Source organism: Streptomyces sp. NPDC037083, assembly GCF_055606485.1.
Map to the genome: position 1 here is coordinate 1 of NZ_JBVJSQ010000024.1, position 14,440 is coordinate 14,440.

Below are 14,440 nucleotides of genomic sequence, written 5' to 3' on the forward strand. Positions count from 1 at the left end.
CCTGGCGCCGACGACGCCAGTATCAAGCCCGCCGCAGTCACTACAAACGACGCGGACACAGCCCCTGAAAACTGCCCAGCACTCAGAACAGACACAGTTGCAGTATTGGCCTGCCTTGCCTTGCCATTCGATGAGGCTGCGTTCATTTCTGCCGCTATGCGGGGGCGGGCCGCCTACGCACGCGCGTTTCCCGCGTCACCGTTCGAGCCGTTCGGTATGTCCGCAACTGGTGCGACGGGCCCGGCAATCATGGCTTGTGCGAGCGCGGTGACGACCTCGGCGCGCTGCTCCTCGGTCAGGTTCGCATCGGCGACGAGACGCTCCGCGGCGAGGTATCGCGAGAACTCCAAGGGCTGATCAAAGTAGGCACGGAGGTGGCTGGCCGCAGTCTCCTGTGACCGTACGAACGTCCGGCTCACATAGCCAGCCAGTGCAGCAGCGACTGCGCCCAAGCCGCCAGCGACGACTGCACCCGCTGTGGTGCTGGCGCTCAGGGCGACTATGACGAAGGCGATGAGGAGGGCGAAGCCGAGGACCATGGCGATTTGGGCATTGCGAAAGGACCGGGATGCCTGACCGGTGGCAATCGCGTGGTAGAGATCCAGGCGACCGTGCGTGACGGCCCACAGTTCCGGGAGCGCAAGAGTGCGGCTCCCAAAGGGCTCGGGCCTGTCCCTGGATGACCCGTCGGGGTCCTGGTCAACCGCCTCATCCGCGTCCAAATGCTCATCTCGCGGCCTGTCGCCAGGGTCCACATAGCGAAGCACTTGCTCAAGCTCTTGCTCTGCGGTGCGCACGCGCTTACGAGCCTCGGCGACGCGGGCCACGGCATCACGCGCGGTAGACCATGCGTCCGCACCGACGGCCGCCACTAGGGCAGCCCCTCCAGCCGTCGCGATCGGCAACAGGACGTCAGCGTTCATGAGCGATGAGCATGGACGTAGTCCGGTCGCACGTCCACTGGTTCACCGGGAATGCACAGAGCACTACTGCGGGCGGCCGGTCTCAGTTTCCGTCTCATTCAACTGAGTTCACGACCGTTCAGGCGGGACCCCACTCCCGGAGCAGCACGAAGTCGGGGTGTCCATGAACGCAGGTGAACGACCTTGTACAAGGCCCGCCTCCCCACCAACACAGTTGGAAAGCGTGTTGGGGGCGCGGGAGTGCAGGACCTGATGACCTGTAGCAGCCGCGTCAGGCAAGGAGTTGCCGCCAATGTCGGCGAAGAAGCTCGCCACAGCCCGTTGCTGCGCTAGAAGTCTTCCGTGCGTAGTCTCCGGCAAAGGCTCGTCGAGAGCCGCGCGTGGCGGGTTGCTCGGGTGGTGGCCTACTCCCTGGCAGGCCTTATCGGCGTGGGGATCTTCGTCGTCCTCCCGGTCACAGCCCAACTCAGTGGGTGGAACGATGATGCCGAGGATCCGCCCGTCAGTTCTGGGACACCATCCGCCACGTACACGCCAGTTCACTGGACGTATCGGGGCTACGAGTGCGGAGACGGGTGGCGCTCAGACTCCATCGGCCGGCAAGGAGCTTGCAGCTACCACGGAGGCGTCGTCTCCGTATTTGAAGGAGACAACGGAACAGTCCTCAGGTGCGGAGACGACGAGCACGCACCTCAGCCAGACGAACAACAGCAGCAGATCGAAGACTACGGGCGCGTGGTCTGCGTGTTCAGATGACACCAGGGTCTAACGCGGGTGACCACGGCCGCACCACAAGCGCACCAGATCGAGCGGGGAACAGCGGGGAACCACGGTGAGAACAGCCGTGGCCGCCAGAGCAGTGGCCAAGCTGCTCGCCCAGGTCAGCGTCGAATCAAGCCCCAAATGCCCGCAGCCTCCCAAGCTGATGAACGGAATCAGCTTGGGCAAGCGGCCTCAGCCCTGTCCTCGCAGTGTTCGCGTGCCTACGATCGCGCAGTGAGCGTTTTCAGCGTTGCCTCTCCAGGGTGAGGACGGCTGCGGCGATGACCGTCATGCGGTTGGGGCTGCAGCGGGCCCGGCGGAAGATGCGCCCGGACTTCAGTCTCGCGACGCTTCGTTCGACCGGTGCTCGTGCTGCTGACAGGGCCCGGTTGATCGTCCGCTGGGTCGCGGTGAGGTCCTGGTGGGGAAGACGTCTGATCGGCGTGGTCATCCAGGAACCGGCCCCGATGTAGGCGCGGTCGGCGAGGACGGGCACGCCCTGGCGTTCGCAGATTCGGATGATGCGGTGGGTGCGGGCTGCGGTCAGGTCGTGGGTGCGGCCGGGCAGTGCGGGCGAGATCTACAGCAGCCTGCCCGCTGGGTCGGCGACGACCTGCACGTTCACGCCGCGGCGGCGGTGCTTCTGGGAGAAGTCAGCCCGGCTGTCACCGACCCGGTCGCACTCGGCGAGCGTCCCGTCGAGCAGGACGTGATCGGGATCCGTTTTCCGCAGGACCCGCAGCAGGCCGGGCGCCCGGCGGGACAGGTGGCCGACGACGGCGGTGACGTAGGCGTGGGCGGTGCCGACGGATATACCGAAACCGGCGGAGATCTGCGCGAGCGTGTCGTGCCGGCGCAGGTAGACCAGGCCGACGAGGGCACGCTGGTGAGGCGGGAGCTTGCAGCGGCGGTCACCCTCACGGGTGACGATGAGCATGGTTACCCCCTCGACCAGGGCGTGCGGGAGGTCGAGTGCGGCAGGATAGGGAACCAACGAGGCTCCTGCGCTGATGAGTTGAGACGTCGAACACCTCTCTCAACGGCACAGGAGCCTCGTGCGTTGCGGAAGGCCACCCCGCCACCCGACCGGTGGCCACTCTGAAAGAGCTCAGTGGCTACGACATCTACTTCTTGAACCGACGCGACGGGCAGTCCTGGGATGAGATCCTGGAGGCGATGGAGGGCGCAGCCGAGGACAGCGAGCCGATCCCCACCCACCTCCTTGAAGCGTGGGACCGAATAGTGCCGCAGGCTCGGACCCTGCTGGGCGGAGTAGAGATCACGGAGTACGAGCAGGAGTCGCGGGACCTGAGCCGCTCGGGCACCGGCATCGACCTGTCCGTCTTCGGTGATGAGGTGAGCATCACTGTGCCCTACTGGCATGCAGGGGACGACGCTGCAGTCGTGCTCGGCCAGGTCTACGCCCTCGCGGCCATCGTAGAGAAGACCGGGCTGACTGCCTACGATCCCCAGACAGAACGTATCCGCTGGTGGAGACGCCGCCGGAAGGCCCGATTGGGCTGATGTCGCGAGTCACCAAAGATTTTGCGCAACCGCTACGGCGGTTGATCACCGGGCACCGACGGAGCCGGCCAGGTTCCGCGCCCTCTGCTCGCGGCGTGCCGTAGCCGTGCCAGATGCGGGGGTCAGCAACGGTCGATGAGGGTATCTCACGGCCGAGTCACCAGCAGCTGGCCTGGTATTTAAATCCTAGCTCAGCAGCGCAATCCCCCCGCCACTCTCCCGAGGCGGTTGGGGCAGGGTCGAACCCCATGCTGTGCGACTGCATAAACCCCTCACGGCTGATCAACACGACCACGTGGTGCAACACCCCTCAGAAAGCGCGATCACGGTCCAGGGGCTTGGCAATCTTCGTCACGAGCCAAATAGTCTTCGCTGCACTCAGGCCGCTGTTATCACTGCAAGGAGTTGAGAGCATTGCCTGCTTCAGCGATGAAGCGTTGCAGCGCTTCATCGCCATCGTGATAAATGGAATTTAGTCTTGCTGCCGCGACCTTATCTCCATCAATTGCCTTCTCCAGGTTTGCGCAGTAAGCACTCAGGCATTGTTCTAGCTCGTTCGCACACTCTTTGACTATCGGTGGACCTTCCAGCGAGACCACACGCTGGAGGGCCAGGAAGTCGAAATGTGCCTTGCGCGCTGCCGCGGCCAGCTCTTTCAGGTCCGCGGTTCGCTGTTCGCTGGGCGGCCGTCGGATAAGCTCCACGACTCGCCTCTCCAGTGGGGCAACTGATTGCGCATGTTGAATCAAGTTCAGGTACGCGGCACGTTGGATCTCCCTGAGCCGATCACGCCGCTGAGCTGCTGCAGAGTAACTCGCTTGCTCGCGCGCGGCCCGCGCGTTGGCTCGGCTTGTTAGCCAACTTGCAATAATGGCGGTTCCGCCTGTTACAACGGCAACCCAGAGCGCACTGTCTGCCACGTTGCTCATTATCCCCGAATGTCCAACTCGTGGAGGGTTCAGTGCAGGCGTGCACCATCGGCATCCGCATGGAAGTACGCCCTGCTGCGCGGTCTATCCGCGGACTGACTCGACCCCGTCGAACGAACCTAAAGCTGTGACCTGCGCATATGTCAGGGAGGAAGGCGGCCTCCGGAGCCGGTGCAGTACAGCAGCGAAGTACAGCAACCATCACGACCGCGGCCGACCGCCAACAGCCATCAGTGGCTGACTGACCAGCCCACCAGACCTCAATGACCTCCCAGCCGAGAGTTCGGGACGAAGGGATCGTGCTAGATCCGCGCCAGATTTTGTGCGAGGCAGAGCGGGGGCCAGGCCGCTGGCCACGCAGGCCCCGTAGCTCAAGCTGAAGACGCGACCGCTAGTCATGACCACCCGTCAACCCATACTGCACCTGCAAACATATCTTGAAGGTCAGCAATGGGCCGGTAATAGCGCGTTGAAGGGGCACACGGATGAGCAAATACACAGAAGGCTCCCGCGCGATGCATTTCAGCAAGAGCCAGATGGACATCCCGTGGCCGCCAATGGTGAACTGCGCAGACCTCAGCTACAGACGGAGGAAATTCCTCGGGGTTCAACTCGGAAATGAGTCGACTAATCCGACGCCCCATCCAGCTAATGTCCTCCAGTGGCGGAAGTGATTCCGATGATTTAATGTAAGTGAATAAGTCTCTGTTTGGGATCCACTCTGCTGGAAACATCAAATCTTGCTTACTGCTGTTGCAGCTGCGGCATGCGACAGCAACATTGTCCGCATCGTGCCTTCCGCCGCGACTTCTCGGGATCAAATGATCAAGCGTCGCCTGTCTCCTCGAAAGATCGGCAACGCGTACGCGGAAAATTGCACCCGGCTCCAGCTCCGCAGCACCGCATGCGCAGTAAACATTAACGCCGCAGTAGGTGCACCTCATGGGACCCGGCTCGAACCATCTGTGAACCGCACAATACGTCCCTGTGCTGCTTGTTCGCCGAGGGTTCTCGTAAGGAACAATGGGGTTACCCTCTGTCCAGTTGAGGTATTCGCCAACGAACACTTATTTCTCCTCCCCCATCGCCGGATCGGCCGCATGCCCCAACCGGCCTGCAGGCAGAGGAACGTAGCGCACAGGTCTGACAGGGTGACTCGGCCCGCGGTAGCAAGTCGTACGATGACCGGCCAGCGAGAGCCAGCTGACGAGCTCACCAGCACTGGTCGTCGTTGCTGCCTGTCGCTGGCTGAGGACCGTGCCACAGCCGTGTGCCGCTTCGATCCGCAGGTGCACGGGCAGCCGCGCATCCTCGGCCAGTTCACCGAGCCTCGCGGCGACCTGCGGCCCACTGGACGACATGAGCAGCCTGAGCGCCCGAACGCGGTCCTCCGGGGTCAACTCGCCCCGGATCAGCTCCGCCAGCGTCCGCGCGACCGTCTCGGCATGGTGTCCTTCCAGGTGTTCGGCCGCCAGGATGCGCGCCTGGCTGGACGCGCCGGTGTCGGTCAGGCGGGTCAGGAGGGCTTCGACGCCCTGCGCGAGCTGAAGCCGGATCATCGCCCTGGCAGCTTCGAGCCAGAGCCTCGATCCGGTGTCGGCACTTCTCGCCATCTCCACGAGGGCCGCCGTGCCCTCAGGCTCGTCCCGGTGCACCAGCTCCTCCGCCGCCAGGAGTCGACCGGGGTCGGTGGTGTCGGCCGCCATCGCGCGCAGAGTGTCGAGACCACGGGAGTCCCCCACGTCGGCGAGGCCACGGGCTGCTTTCAGGCGATGCTCCACACTTCGGTCCCGTTGCGTGGCACCAACGAGGATGCCGACGCCGCGATCGTCTCCCATACGGGCCAGGGCCATCGCCGCCTCGTGATCCAGCTCGAGGGCGGCTCTGTGCAGTACAGAGATGGCCGACTCCCGCGCGGCCCCGTCGACCATCGCTCCGTCGGCGACCAGGCTGGCAATGAGGGCCGCGCCTTCGCCATAAGTCGCGAGCCCGCGGAGCGCCGACTTGAGTCCGAATTGGCCTTTGCGTCCCCAGGCGTCGATCAGGAAGCGGACCACGGAGGTCGCCGCCGGATCGGAGAAGCGGCGGCCCAGGGCCCAGGACGGCCACAGCGGGTTGTGGTGGAAGACCCTGCGGAACTCGATAGTGCTGAGCGTGAGCTTCTCGGCGATCCGTCGCGCGGTGAGGAACTCGGCGAACGTCTGATGGATGAAGATGAAGTCGTCGTGGCGCTGGCGCAGCAGCCCGCTGGCACGGAGGAGTTCGGGAAGGGCGTCGCCACGCAGTGCAGCCCACTGCTTGTCCGATACGCCGGGGTGCTTGCGCTGGTCACGCCTCCAGCGTGCCCCGGGCCGGTTCGCTGGGCGAGTCGGCCCGGGAGCGTCAGGGTGAGTCGCCGGACCAGTCCCAGCGTTTCCGCTCGCCGGGGCGCGGGTCGTACAGGGCACGGCCGCCGGTGCCGAACTGCCCGAGCCCGGTCATCAGCGCGACGCCGGTCTGGATCTCGTCCGCTGTCCAGCCAGTGATGTCGAGCAGCAGGCCGGTGCCGGCGGGCAGCGGGCCCGGGTGATCGCGGTCGGCGCCGTAGAGGCGCAGCAGCTGCTCCTCACCACGGTCCATCCGCTCAGCTTGGCAACCGCCACTGAAGCGCCAAGGCTACGGAGGGGACTGACAACGGGGCTGACGCGAGACGCCCATGTCTCTGACACGGGACCGCTCAGCCGCTGAGCCGACGGACGGGCCGCGAACAGCAACGCAGGTCGGTGTCACTTCCACGATGCGGGTACGGCGCGCGCGTTGATCTCGGTGAGGCGGAGTGCCACCGTGATGACGAACTGACGGCACAAGGGCTGTGGAGGCGGCGGCAAACGGAACCTCGTAGGGCTCCCGTCGTACCGGGATCGCACGGCGTACAGTTCCGGGCGTCCGGAGCCATCGCGAGTGGCTCCGGACGCCCGGCTGGAGCTGGGTCGTTCACCGCACCAGATGGCGCAGTTCGCTCTCGTACAGCTCGCCCGGGTCGAACCCCATGCCGGTGAAGTGGCCTGCCAGATCCAGGGAGAGGATGCCGTGCAGGCGGCTCCAGAAGAGCAGGGCGCGGCGCAGCGCGGCAGGTGATGCGGGGTGGTCGGGGGCCCACTGCCGGTGTTCGGCGAGGTGGGTTTCCAGGCGCGCGTCGGGGTGGTCGTCGTCCGGGCTTTCCGTAGCGGCGCCGGCCGCGGCGTCGAGCAGGGCGTCCATGATCTTTGAGGCGATCGTGGTGATGTCCTCGGGTGCGTGATAGCCGGGCACCGGTGTGCCGTAGATGAGGAAGTACCGCTGGGGGTCCTCCAGGGCCCATGCCCTCAGTGCGCGCCCGAGTTGTGCGAGATCCGCACCCGGGACGGCCGCGGCACGGATGGTGTCGGCGAGACTGCGATAGGCGTCCCGGATCAGCTCGGTGATCAGTTCGTCCCGGCTGGCGAAGTATCGGTAGAGCGCGGGGCCGCTCATGCCCATCTGCTTGGCGATGGCGTTGAGGGACAGTCCCGGGGCCCCGGCGGCGGCGATCTGCTGCCAGGCGCGTTCCTTCACCTCGGCCCGTAGCTGGGCGCGGTAGCGCTCGCGTGGTGTCTCCTTGCCCGCGACGGTCATCTGGACGTCCCTTCCCCTGTTCGCTCACCACTGTCTGCTGCCGGGCGAGCAGCTCGACTTGAGTTAGACCCTATTACGAACGCTCTTGACTGTCACTCCATCGAGCAGTTATAACTTCTAACGAACGCGCCGCCCACTAACTGGTGCGCCGGATCGACGGAGGTCGTCATGAACGCGGGAACACGGGTCGAGGTCGTACTGCCGGGCAAGGTGGAACCGGAGGGACTTCAGGTACGCCAGGTCGCCGCTCCGGTCCCCGGAGCGGGCCAGCTCGTCATCCGCATGGAGGCGACCGGTGTCTCCTTCGCCGAGCAGCAGATGCGCCGAGGCCGCTACTACGACCAGCCGCCCTTCCCGTTCATCCCCGGTTACGACCTGGTCGGCACCGTGGCGCAGACCGGGGACGGCGTCGATCCCGCTCTGGTCGGCACCCGGGTGGCCGCACTGCTGAAGGTCGGCGGCTGGGCCAGCCACGTGGTCGTCGACGCCGCCGACGCCGTGCCGGTCCCGCAGGGGATCAGCGCGGCGCAGGCCGAGACTGTCGTGATCAACGGCATCACGGCGTGGCAGATGCTGCACCGCAAGGTTCGCATCCGCGCCGGGCAGACCGTTCTGGTGCACGGCGCCAACGGCGGCGTCGGTTCCGTACTCGTCCAGCTCGCGCAGGCCGCCGGAGCGAAGGTGATCGGCACAGCCGCCGCGCGCCACCACGTCACCCTGCGGGAACAAGGGGTGACGCCGATCGACTACCGCACCGAGAACATCCCCGACCGCGTCCGCCAGCTCGCCCCGGCCGGCGTGGACGCCGTCTTCGACCACGTCGGCGGTCGCGGCATCGTCGACTCCTGGCGCCTGCTCGCGCCCGGCGGCACCCTTGTCTCCTACGGCAGCGCCTCCACCCGGGACGACGAGGGCTCCAAGCAGTGGCCCGTCCTCAAGCTCCTCGGCCGGATATGGCTGTGGAACGCCCTGCCCAACCACCGCCACGCCTACTTCTTCAACGTCTGGGCCGGCCGAGCCCTGAACCGCGGCCGTTTCCAGGCCAGGCTGCGCGCCGACCTCACCGAGGTCTTCGGAGCGCTCCGGCGCGGTGAGATCACCGCCCAGATCGCCGCCGAAATCCCCCTCACCCGGGTTGCCGAGGCGATGCGGCTGGCCGAGTCCGGCACCGTCGCCGGAAAGGTCGTCCTGCACCCCTGACGCATCACGCGGAAGGCGACACACATCCGTCCCCCGGCGGGCGCAGCGTTCGCGCTCCCGGTGCGCTGTCCCTCAGCCGCGAAGGTGACGACTACTGCATGTGCCTGCTCTCCCACGGCGTGCGCGACGCCACCAAGCTGAGCGGCGCCCCCGTCGACGCCGCCCCCAGCAGCTCGGCCAGGCCCTGGAACAGTCCCTGACTGCCTGGCTCGCCTGCTGAAGACCCGCGCTGAGCAGGCCGACTGACCCCCACGGCCTCAAGCCGCCACCATCCGCCTCCGGCGCCCCGTAACTACACCCACTCCCCTGCCCGGCAGACAACCACCACCACAAGTGATGAAAGGTCCCCGACCATGCGCATCCTCACCGCGACGAAGTTCGCCGCCGCCACCGCCGGCGCTGTCCTCCTCGCCACCGGCACCGCCCACGCCCTCAACGACGACAAGCCCACCACCGCCACCACCATCGCGGCCGGCGCCGCCGCTCACACCGACGACGTGCAGATCGACGCCAGCGCCCCGGTCATCACCCGCGACAACATCCTCATCCACGCCCCCCTGCACACCATCTGGAGGATCCAGACCGACGTCCAGAACTGGCCCACCTGGCAGCCCAACGTCGACGTCGTCGTCAAGGACACTCCCGGACGCCTGCGCCCCGGCTCCGTCTTCCGCTGGACCACCGAGGGACTGGACATCACCTCCACCGTCAAGCAGGTCGACTACGGCAAACGCCTGGCCTGGGGCGGCCCCGCCCAGGGCATCACCGCCATCCACGTCTGGACCTTCACCCCGACCACCGACGGCGTCCTCGTCCACACCGAGGAATCCTGGACCGGCGACCCCGTAACCGCCAACCAGGCCACCCTGCAGACCGCCCTGGACAACTCCCTCCACAACTGGGTCAACAACCTCAAGCACCAAGCAGAAAGCCAGGTCGGCAAGTAGCACCTCCCTCGCTTCCGGAGCACAAGCCGCTCCGGAAGCGCCCTCCCAAACCCTCCTCCTCGCATGCCCAGCCGGAAACAGAGATTGGGCTCATAGCAGCCCGGTCAGTCGCGGGCCGCCGGTCGAGCGGTAGGCGCGGTGGGCGACACCGTACTGGCGGGCGAACCGGTTGGCCTCCGCGGCCGAACCGCCCATCGCACGCAGATAGAAGGCGCAGGCCACTCTTCCCCACCCTGAAGCCGATCTGGACGAGCACCTCGGCGGCGAACTCCGCTCTCTCTCGACGCTCCTGCGCTCGGGCATCCGACTCGTGGTCGGGCCCACTCTGCGGGTAGGCCGCCACCGGGTCCGGCTCGTTCTCCTTCTTGAGGAAGATCTCGGCTTGACCAACCTGGTTGGTGTCGGGGGCACGTGTCATGCCGCGATGAGCGCCTGCGGTCTTCCTCGAGCGCGTGAGATGCGCGCCCTTCGGGACTCTGACAATGGCGTCGCAATCGTCGTACTCGCTGCTGTCCATGCCCCACCTTCGACCTGCGGGATGCCCTGCGTTCGCCGCCCGCGCCCCGGGAGCAACGCCCCCGACACTGTACGTCCGGCCGCCGACACAGTCCGGCGGACCGCCAGATGAGGGACAGGACGTGTGTCGGCAGCGCGATGGTCAAGCGGAGTAGCTACCTCGACCAGACCAGCGGCGCGGCTGGCGCGCGGGTCCGGTCTCCGCCTTCTTCGCGCCATGCCCTGGAAACCGGGTGTGCCGCCCTTACCGCACGGGGATGCTGGCCTTCTCGGGGCACACGATGGGGAGCCGATGGGGTACACCGCCCTGCACGCGGACTGGGGCCGGCTGGATGCGTCGCTTGACGATCTCGGGTGCGGCCGGTCCTGGGCGGACGTCCACCGCGTGAAAGGTCTCAAGCTGGCGTGTCCGGAGTGCCGGGGAAGGGTGTTCGCGCGCATCTCCGCGCACCGTGCCAGGCACTTCTACCACCAGGTGCGGCCCGGCGACTGCGCGCTGGCGAACGAGTCGCCCGAGCATCACCTGCTGAAGCTGGAGCTGGCCACCGCCGCCCGGGCAGCGGGCTTCCGAGCCGAGCTGGAGGTCGGCAACGAGGCCCGGACCTGGCGTGCCGACGTGCTGGTCTTCGACCGGCGGGACCGGCCGTTCATGGCGCTGGAGGCGCAGTTGTCACCGATGACGCCGCAGGACGCACGGATGCGGACCGATCGCTACGCGGCGGACGGTGTGGCGGTGTGCTGGATTGCGGTGGAGAAGCGGCCGTGGGAGCGCGGCGTGCCCTCCCTGCGGGTGGCGCCCCCCAGGAACCGCGGGGACGCATGGACGATGCGCCATGGGATGGCGCGCTACACCTGGGCGGCGCCGCACACGCTGAAGACGAAGGCGGCGTGGACCCACGTCTCCTGCTCCCTCGTCGATGCGATCCGGTGGATTCTTCAGGGACGGGTGCACCCCCATACCGGCCCGGACGCCACGGTGTGGTGGACCGCCCGCTCCTACGTCCAACTGGCCATCGACCGGGCCCGGCTGGAGGCCGACGCCGAAGCAGTCCTGCAGGCGGCCGCCGCCGAACAACGCCAGCAGGCCGCGGACATGCGGGCCGCTGCCGCCGAACGGCGCAGACTAGCTGCCGAGGACCGCCGACAGGCCGCTGAGGAACAGGCGCGGGAACAGCGGGCGGAGCAGGAGCGGCTGACGGCCTTCTTCGAGCACGCGGGCATGGACGCCGAACTGTGGCCCGCGTTCATGCACATGGTCCGCTCCACCTCGGGCAAGGCCGTCGAGTGCGGCGCCCAGAGCCCCGCCCACGGCAACGGACTGCTCCTCTACAGCCGTCCGCGCAAGGACAGCGCGTTCCAACTGGCCGGTGTGGTGTGCCCCGATCCCTCAGCGCTCGCCCGGTGGCCTGCGGACCTGACCATCCTGGTGCCCGACCGAGCCTGGTTCTCGAGGATCGAGGAGGCCGCCCGGAGCCCGCTGAAGGTCGCCGTCCTGAACCCGGTCACCAAGCGCTGCGCCTACGAGCGCGTCGGCCCCGGACTGCGACGCTGAAGTCGAGCGCGTCCCGCGTTCGGAAATCCCGGGCCGGCCCCTCCCCCGGTGGCGTTGACGACGGGACGTCGCGCTGACGGCCGAGCGGTCGTCCGGCGGAGGGGTGGCGCAGCCTCAGGTTGTTCGGGGAGCGGGGGCTGACGGCGCTGGGGGATCGAGCCGGGTGATGAGGGTGCGGCCGATCCGCTGGAGTTCTTCGTCGTGGTCGATGCTCTGGAATCTGCCGCCGCGCCGGGGTAGGGCCAGTTGCTCGCGGAGCAGGGGCAGGGCCGGTGCCGCGAGGGGGCCCATGCGGTCCAGGCAGGCCACGACGTGGGTGGCCGTCGCGGGGTTCTTGGCCATGGCCTGCAGTAGGGCGTCCAGGACGGCTGGTGCCTCGGTCTCACCGCCGATCTTCCACAGTGCGGCCGCGCAAGGCACCCGAACCCATTCGTAGTCGTGCGCCAGGAGGCCTCGCAGGCGTGGCAGTGCGACGGAGGCGGGCGGGCCTATCTCGCCGAGCAGATCAGCCGCGTCACTGATGCGGAAGGTGATCGTGTCGTCGAGGAGGCCGAGCAGGAGCGGCATGACCTCGGTCAGGTCTTCGCCGGCGGCCCATAGCGCGGCGACGGCGGCGGGCCGTACGCGTGCGTCGGTGGCGGTGGTAAGCGCCCGGATCGTGTCCCTTGCGCCAGTTGCCGCCGGGCCGAACGCCGCCAGTGCCTTCAGGGCTGATTGCGTGACGCCGTGCTGCTCATGGCGCACCGCGGCGCCGAGCGTGGCCATCACCGCAGGAACTGCGGCCGGGTCGCCCAGCGCGGCCAGGGCGGCCAGGATCGCGTTGGCGCTCATCTCGGTCCGCTGCTGGGAGAGATCGATCCGGCGCAGGTGGTCGCCGAGGCGGGGCACCAACTCATCCGCCGCCTGCGGCAGATGACCTGCGACCTGGACCGCGCGCCAGGCGTCGACGTCGCTGTCCAGCGCGGCCAGCAGACTCGGCAGCGCGCGTGCGTCGCCGAGGCGCGCCAAGGCTTGCACGGCCTCCTGGTGGCTTCTGCGCAGCAGAGCGTCGGGAGCCGCCCATACGTGAGGGCCGTGCGCCGCGCGTTGGGCGTCGATGTGCGCGGCGAGTGCCTCCCGGGCCGGGGCGGCGATCGGATGACAGGACTCCAGCACGGCTGCGGCCTCGGCGGCAACCTCCTGGTCGGCCGTGGTGAGCTGGTCGGCGAGCAGCAGGAGGAGCCGGGAGTGATCCCCCCGCCAGGTACGTATCAGCTCCCCGCTCATACGGACCGCATCCAGGCGCGAGCCGGGGTCGGGGCTGCTCAGCTGCTCGGCCAGCACCGCGGTGCGCTCGGGCACCCGGGCACCCAGGACTTCGTGGAACGTACGCAGCAGGGCCGTGGTCGGTGCGTACACGCGCGTGTGCTCGTCGAGATCTTCGAAGGCGGCGACGATCTGGGGCGCGACTGTGTCCGTGGGTGCCGCCGGGCGGCTGGGGGCCGGTGCGATTGGCCGCACGGGTATGGCGTGGGCAGTCTCGCGCAGCAGGCCGACGGCGACCGGCACGGCATCCTCACCGATCTCATCCGGGGCGCAGCGGGCCCGCTGGACCACGGCCGCGAGCCGGGTCACCGGGCCCCGGGCCGGGTCGGCGGCAAGCCCGGAGAGCCAGCCCGTCACCTGTTGCGTGGCCGCCGGCAGGCGCAGTGCCAGGGTGGCCGCCGCCTCCACGATCCGTAGCCGCACTTCGAGGCCGCGCTCAACGTCCATGCGCTCGCGCAGCACAGCGGCGGCCCGGTCGGCGTCGTCAAGGAAAAGCCCGAGCCCGGGAATCGCGGCCAGGCGTACGTCCGGGTCGCGGTCGCGGGCGAGTTCGGCGAACTGCTCACCCCGCTCGCGTAGCAAGGCGACAGCCTGCCCGCAGCCCATCGGCGGGTAATACTCGATCTCGGTGCCGTCGTCCTCGAAGCCCAGGTCGAGGGACTCCCGGCCGATGCTGACCAGCAGCGCGACGACGGCGGCCCGCTCAGGCGTGGCATCGTCGGCGGCCAGCTCGAACAGGAAGGGCAGGCTGGCTGCCGTCGACGGGTACACGCTGCCCTGGTGGTGGACCGCGCCGTAGAAGCGGTTGAGGGCCTTGTGGCGTTCCTCGGCGTCCGGGGAACGCAGCGCCCACAGCAGCGCCGGTACCTCCTCGGCCGAGCCGTACGCGTGCTCCATCAAAGCCCAGTCGATGTCATGAAGTCCGTCGAACATGATCAGCACCATGCCAGGCGGCACTGACAACAGGGGCGTCCCGGGACAGGGCCGTACGACACTCGTCGGCGCAGATCCCGGGCCGTGCGCGGGCGGAGTCAGCATCCCCTACGCGTCGCTCAGCGGCCCCAAGGGACGGCAATCTCGTCGTCCGACTTGGTGTCCGACGACCCGAGGGGCCCTCCCGCCCGGGGAAGACGGCAAGGCCCGTCAAGG

At 67.9% G+C, this 14,440-nt stretch carries 12 protein-coding genes and 1 pseudogene; 4 read left to right on the top strand and 9 right to left on the bottom strand.

The annotated features are described in order from the left end of the window. Positions 1-173 precede the first annotated feature (173 nt). Complete coding sequence (locus ACZ7DE_RS38995) at positions 174-923, bottom strand: hypothetical protein (protein WP_470769125.1); 750 nt, start codon at positions 921-923, stop codon at positions 174-176. A 1,006-nt stretch (positions 924-1,929) separates the two neighbouring features. Continuing rightward, positions 1,930-2,679, bottom strand: a pseudogene (locus ACZ7DE_RS39000) (transposase). Between the two features lie 95 nt (positions 2,680-2,774). Between ACZ7DE_RS39000 and ACZ7DE_RS39005 the strand changes: the two are divergent. Continuing rightward, positions 2,775-3,209, top strand: coding sequence for a hypothetical protein (locus ACZ7DE_RS39005; protein ID WP_470769126.1), 435 nt, complete (start codon positions 2,775-2,777; stop codon positions 3,207-3,209). 392 nt (positions 3,210-3,601) lie between these two features. Here the strand turns inward: ACZ7DE_RS39005 and ACZ7DE_RS39010 are convergent, their stop codons facing one another. The 5 genes from ACZ7DE_RS39010 to ACZ7DE_RS39030 form a co-directional block, all read right to left on the bottom strand. After that, positions 3,602-4,129, bottom strand: a complete 528-nt coding sequence (locus ACZ7DE_RS39010) for a hypothetical protein (protein WP_470769127.1) — start codon at positions 4,127-4,129, stop codon at positions 3,602-3,604. Between the two features lie 404 nt (positions 4,130-4,533). Continuing rightward, positions 4,534-5,082: an HNH endonuclease gene (locus ACZ7DE_RS39015; RefSeq protein ID WP_470769175.1), complete on the bottom strand. Its 549-nt coding sequence runs from the start codon at positions 5,080-5,082 to the stop codon at positions 4,534-4,536. A gap of 123 nt (positions 5,083-5,205) precedes the next feature. Further along, positions 5,206-6,585, bottom strand: a complete 1,380-nt coding sequence (locus tag ACZ7DE_RS39020) for a HEAT repeat domain-containing protein (RefSeq protein ID WP_470769128.1) — start codon at positions 6,583-6,585, stop codon at positions 5,206-5,208. Then, positions 6,521-6,757: a hypothetical protein gene (locus ACZ7DE_RS39025; protein ID WP_470769129.1), complete on the bottom strand. Its 237-nt coding sequence runs from the start codon at positions 6,755-6,757 to the stop codon at positions 6,521-6,523. Before ACZ7DE_RS39025 ends, ACZ7DE_RS39020 begins: the two co-directional genes overlap by 65 nt. Positions 6,758-7,111: 354 nt before the next feature. Continuing rightward, on the bottom strand, positions 7,112-7,771 hold the full coding sequence (locus tag ACZ7DE_RS39030; protein ID WP_470769130.1) for a TetR/AcrR family transcriptional regulator: 660 nt from the start codon (positions 7,769-7,771) through the stop codon (positions 7,112-7,114). Positions 7,772-7,939: 168 nt separating this feature from the next. Between ACZ7DE_RS39030 and ACZ7DE_RS39035 the strand changes: the two genes are divergently transcribed. Together ACZ7DE_RS39035 and ACZ7DE_RS39040 are read left to right on the top strand one after the other, a co-directional pair. After that, positions 7,940-8,971, top strand: coding sequence for a medium chain dehydrogenase/reductase family protein (locus ACZ7DE_RS39035; RefSeq protein ID WP_470769131.1), 1,032 nt, complete (start codon positions 7,940-7,942; stop codon positions 8,969-8,971). A gap of 353 nt (positions 8,972-9,324) precedes the next feature. Continuing rightward, positions 9,325-9,918 carry an SRPBCC family protein gene (locus ACZ7DE_RS39040; protein ID WP_470769132.1) on the top strand — a complete coding sequence of 198 codons (594 nt, stop codon included), beginning with the start codon at positions 9,325-9,327 and terminating at the stop codon, positions 9,916-9,918. Positions 9,919-10,008: 90 nt separating this feature from the next. On the opposite strand, the gene ACZ7DE_RS39045 is transcribed toward ACZ7DE_RS39040, so the two are convergent. Beyond that, positions 10,009-10,140: a hypothetical protein gene (locus ACZ7DE_RS39045; protein ID WP_470769133.1), complete on the bottom strand. Its 132-nt coding sequence runs from the start codon at positions 10,138-10,140 to the stop codon at positions 10,009-10,011. A 586-nt stretch (positions 10,141-10,726) separates the two neighbouring features. Here ACZ7DE_RS39045 and ACZ7DE_RS39050 point away from each other — a divergent pair. Continuing rightward, on the top strand, positions 10,727-11,986 hold the full coding sequence (locus tag ACZ7DE_RS39050) for a competence protein CoiA (protein WP_470769134.1): 1,260 nt from the start codon (positions 10,727-10,729) through the stop codon (positions 11,984-11,986). A gap of 114 nt (positions 11,987-12,100) precedes the next feature. On the opposite strand, the gene ACZ7DE_RS39055 is transcribed toward ACZ7DE_RS39050, so the two are convergent. Beyond that, entirely contained in the window at positions 12,101-14,224 is a 2,124-nt protein-coding gene (locus ACZ7DE_RS39055) for a HEAT repeat domain-containing protein (RefSeq protein WP_470769135.1), read from the bottom strand. Positions 14,225-14,440: the final 216 nt, after the last annotated feature.

What these genes read in the sequence shown, in the direction of transcription:
- ACZ7DE_RS38995 (WP_470769125.1), bottom strand. Translation starts at nt 923, where the DNA reads ATGAACGCTGACGTCCTGTTGCCGATCGCGACGGCTGGAGGGGCTGCC.
- ACZ7DE_RS39015 (WP_470769175.1), bottom strand. Translation starts at nt 5,082, where the DNA reads ATGAGGTGCACCTACTGCGGCGTTAATGTTTACTGCGCATGCGGTGCT.
- ACZ7DE_RS39025 (WP_470769129.1), bottom strand. Translation starts at nt 6,757, where the DNA reads ATGGACCGTGGTGAGGAGCAGCTGCTGCGCCTCTACGGCGCCGACCGC.
- ACZ7DE_RS39030 (WP_470769130.1), bottom strand. Translation starts at nt 7,771, where the DNA reads ATGACCGTCGCGGGCAAGGAGACACCACGCGAGCGCTACCGCGCCCAG.
- ACZ7DE_RS39035 (WP_470769131.1), top strand. Translation starts at nt 7,940, where the DNA reads ATGAACGCGGGAACACGGGTCGAGGTCGTACTGCCGGGCAAGGTGGAA.
- ACZ7DE_RS39040 (WP_470769132.1), top strand. Translation starts at nt 9,325, where the DNA reads ATGCGCATCCTCACCGCGACGAAGTTCGCCGCCGCCACCGCCGGCGCT.
- ACZ7DE_RS39050 (WP_470769134.1), top strand. Translation starts at nt 10,727, where the DNA reads ATGGGGTACACCGCCCTGCACGCGGACTGGGGCCGGCTGGATGCGTCG.
- ACZ7DE_RS39055 (WP_470769135.1), bottom strand. Translation starts at nt 14,224, where the DNA reads ATGTTCGACGGACTTCATGACATCGACTGGGCTTTGATGGAGCACGCG.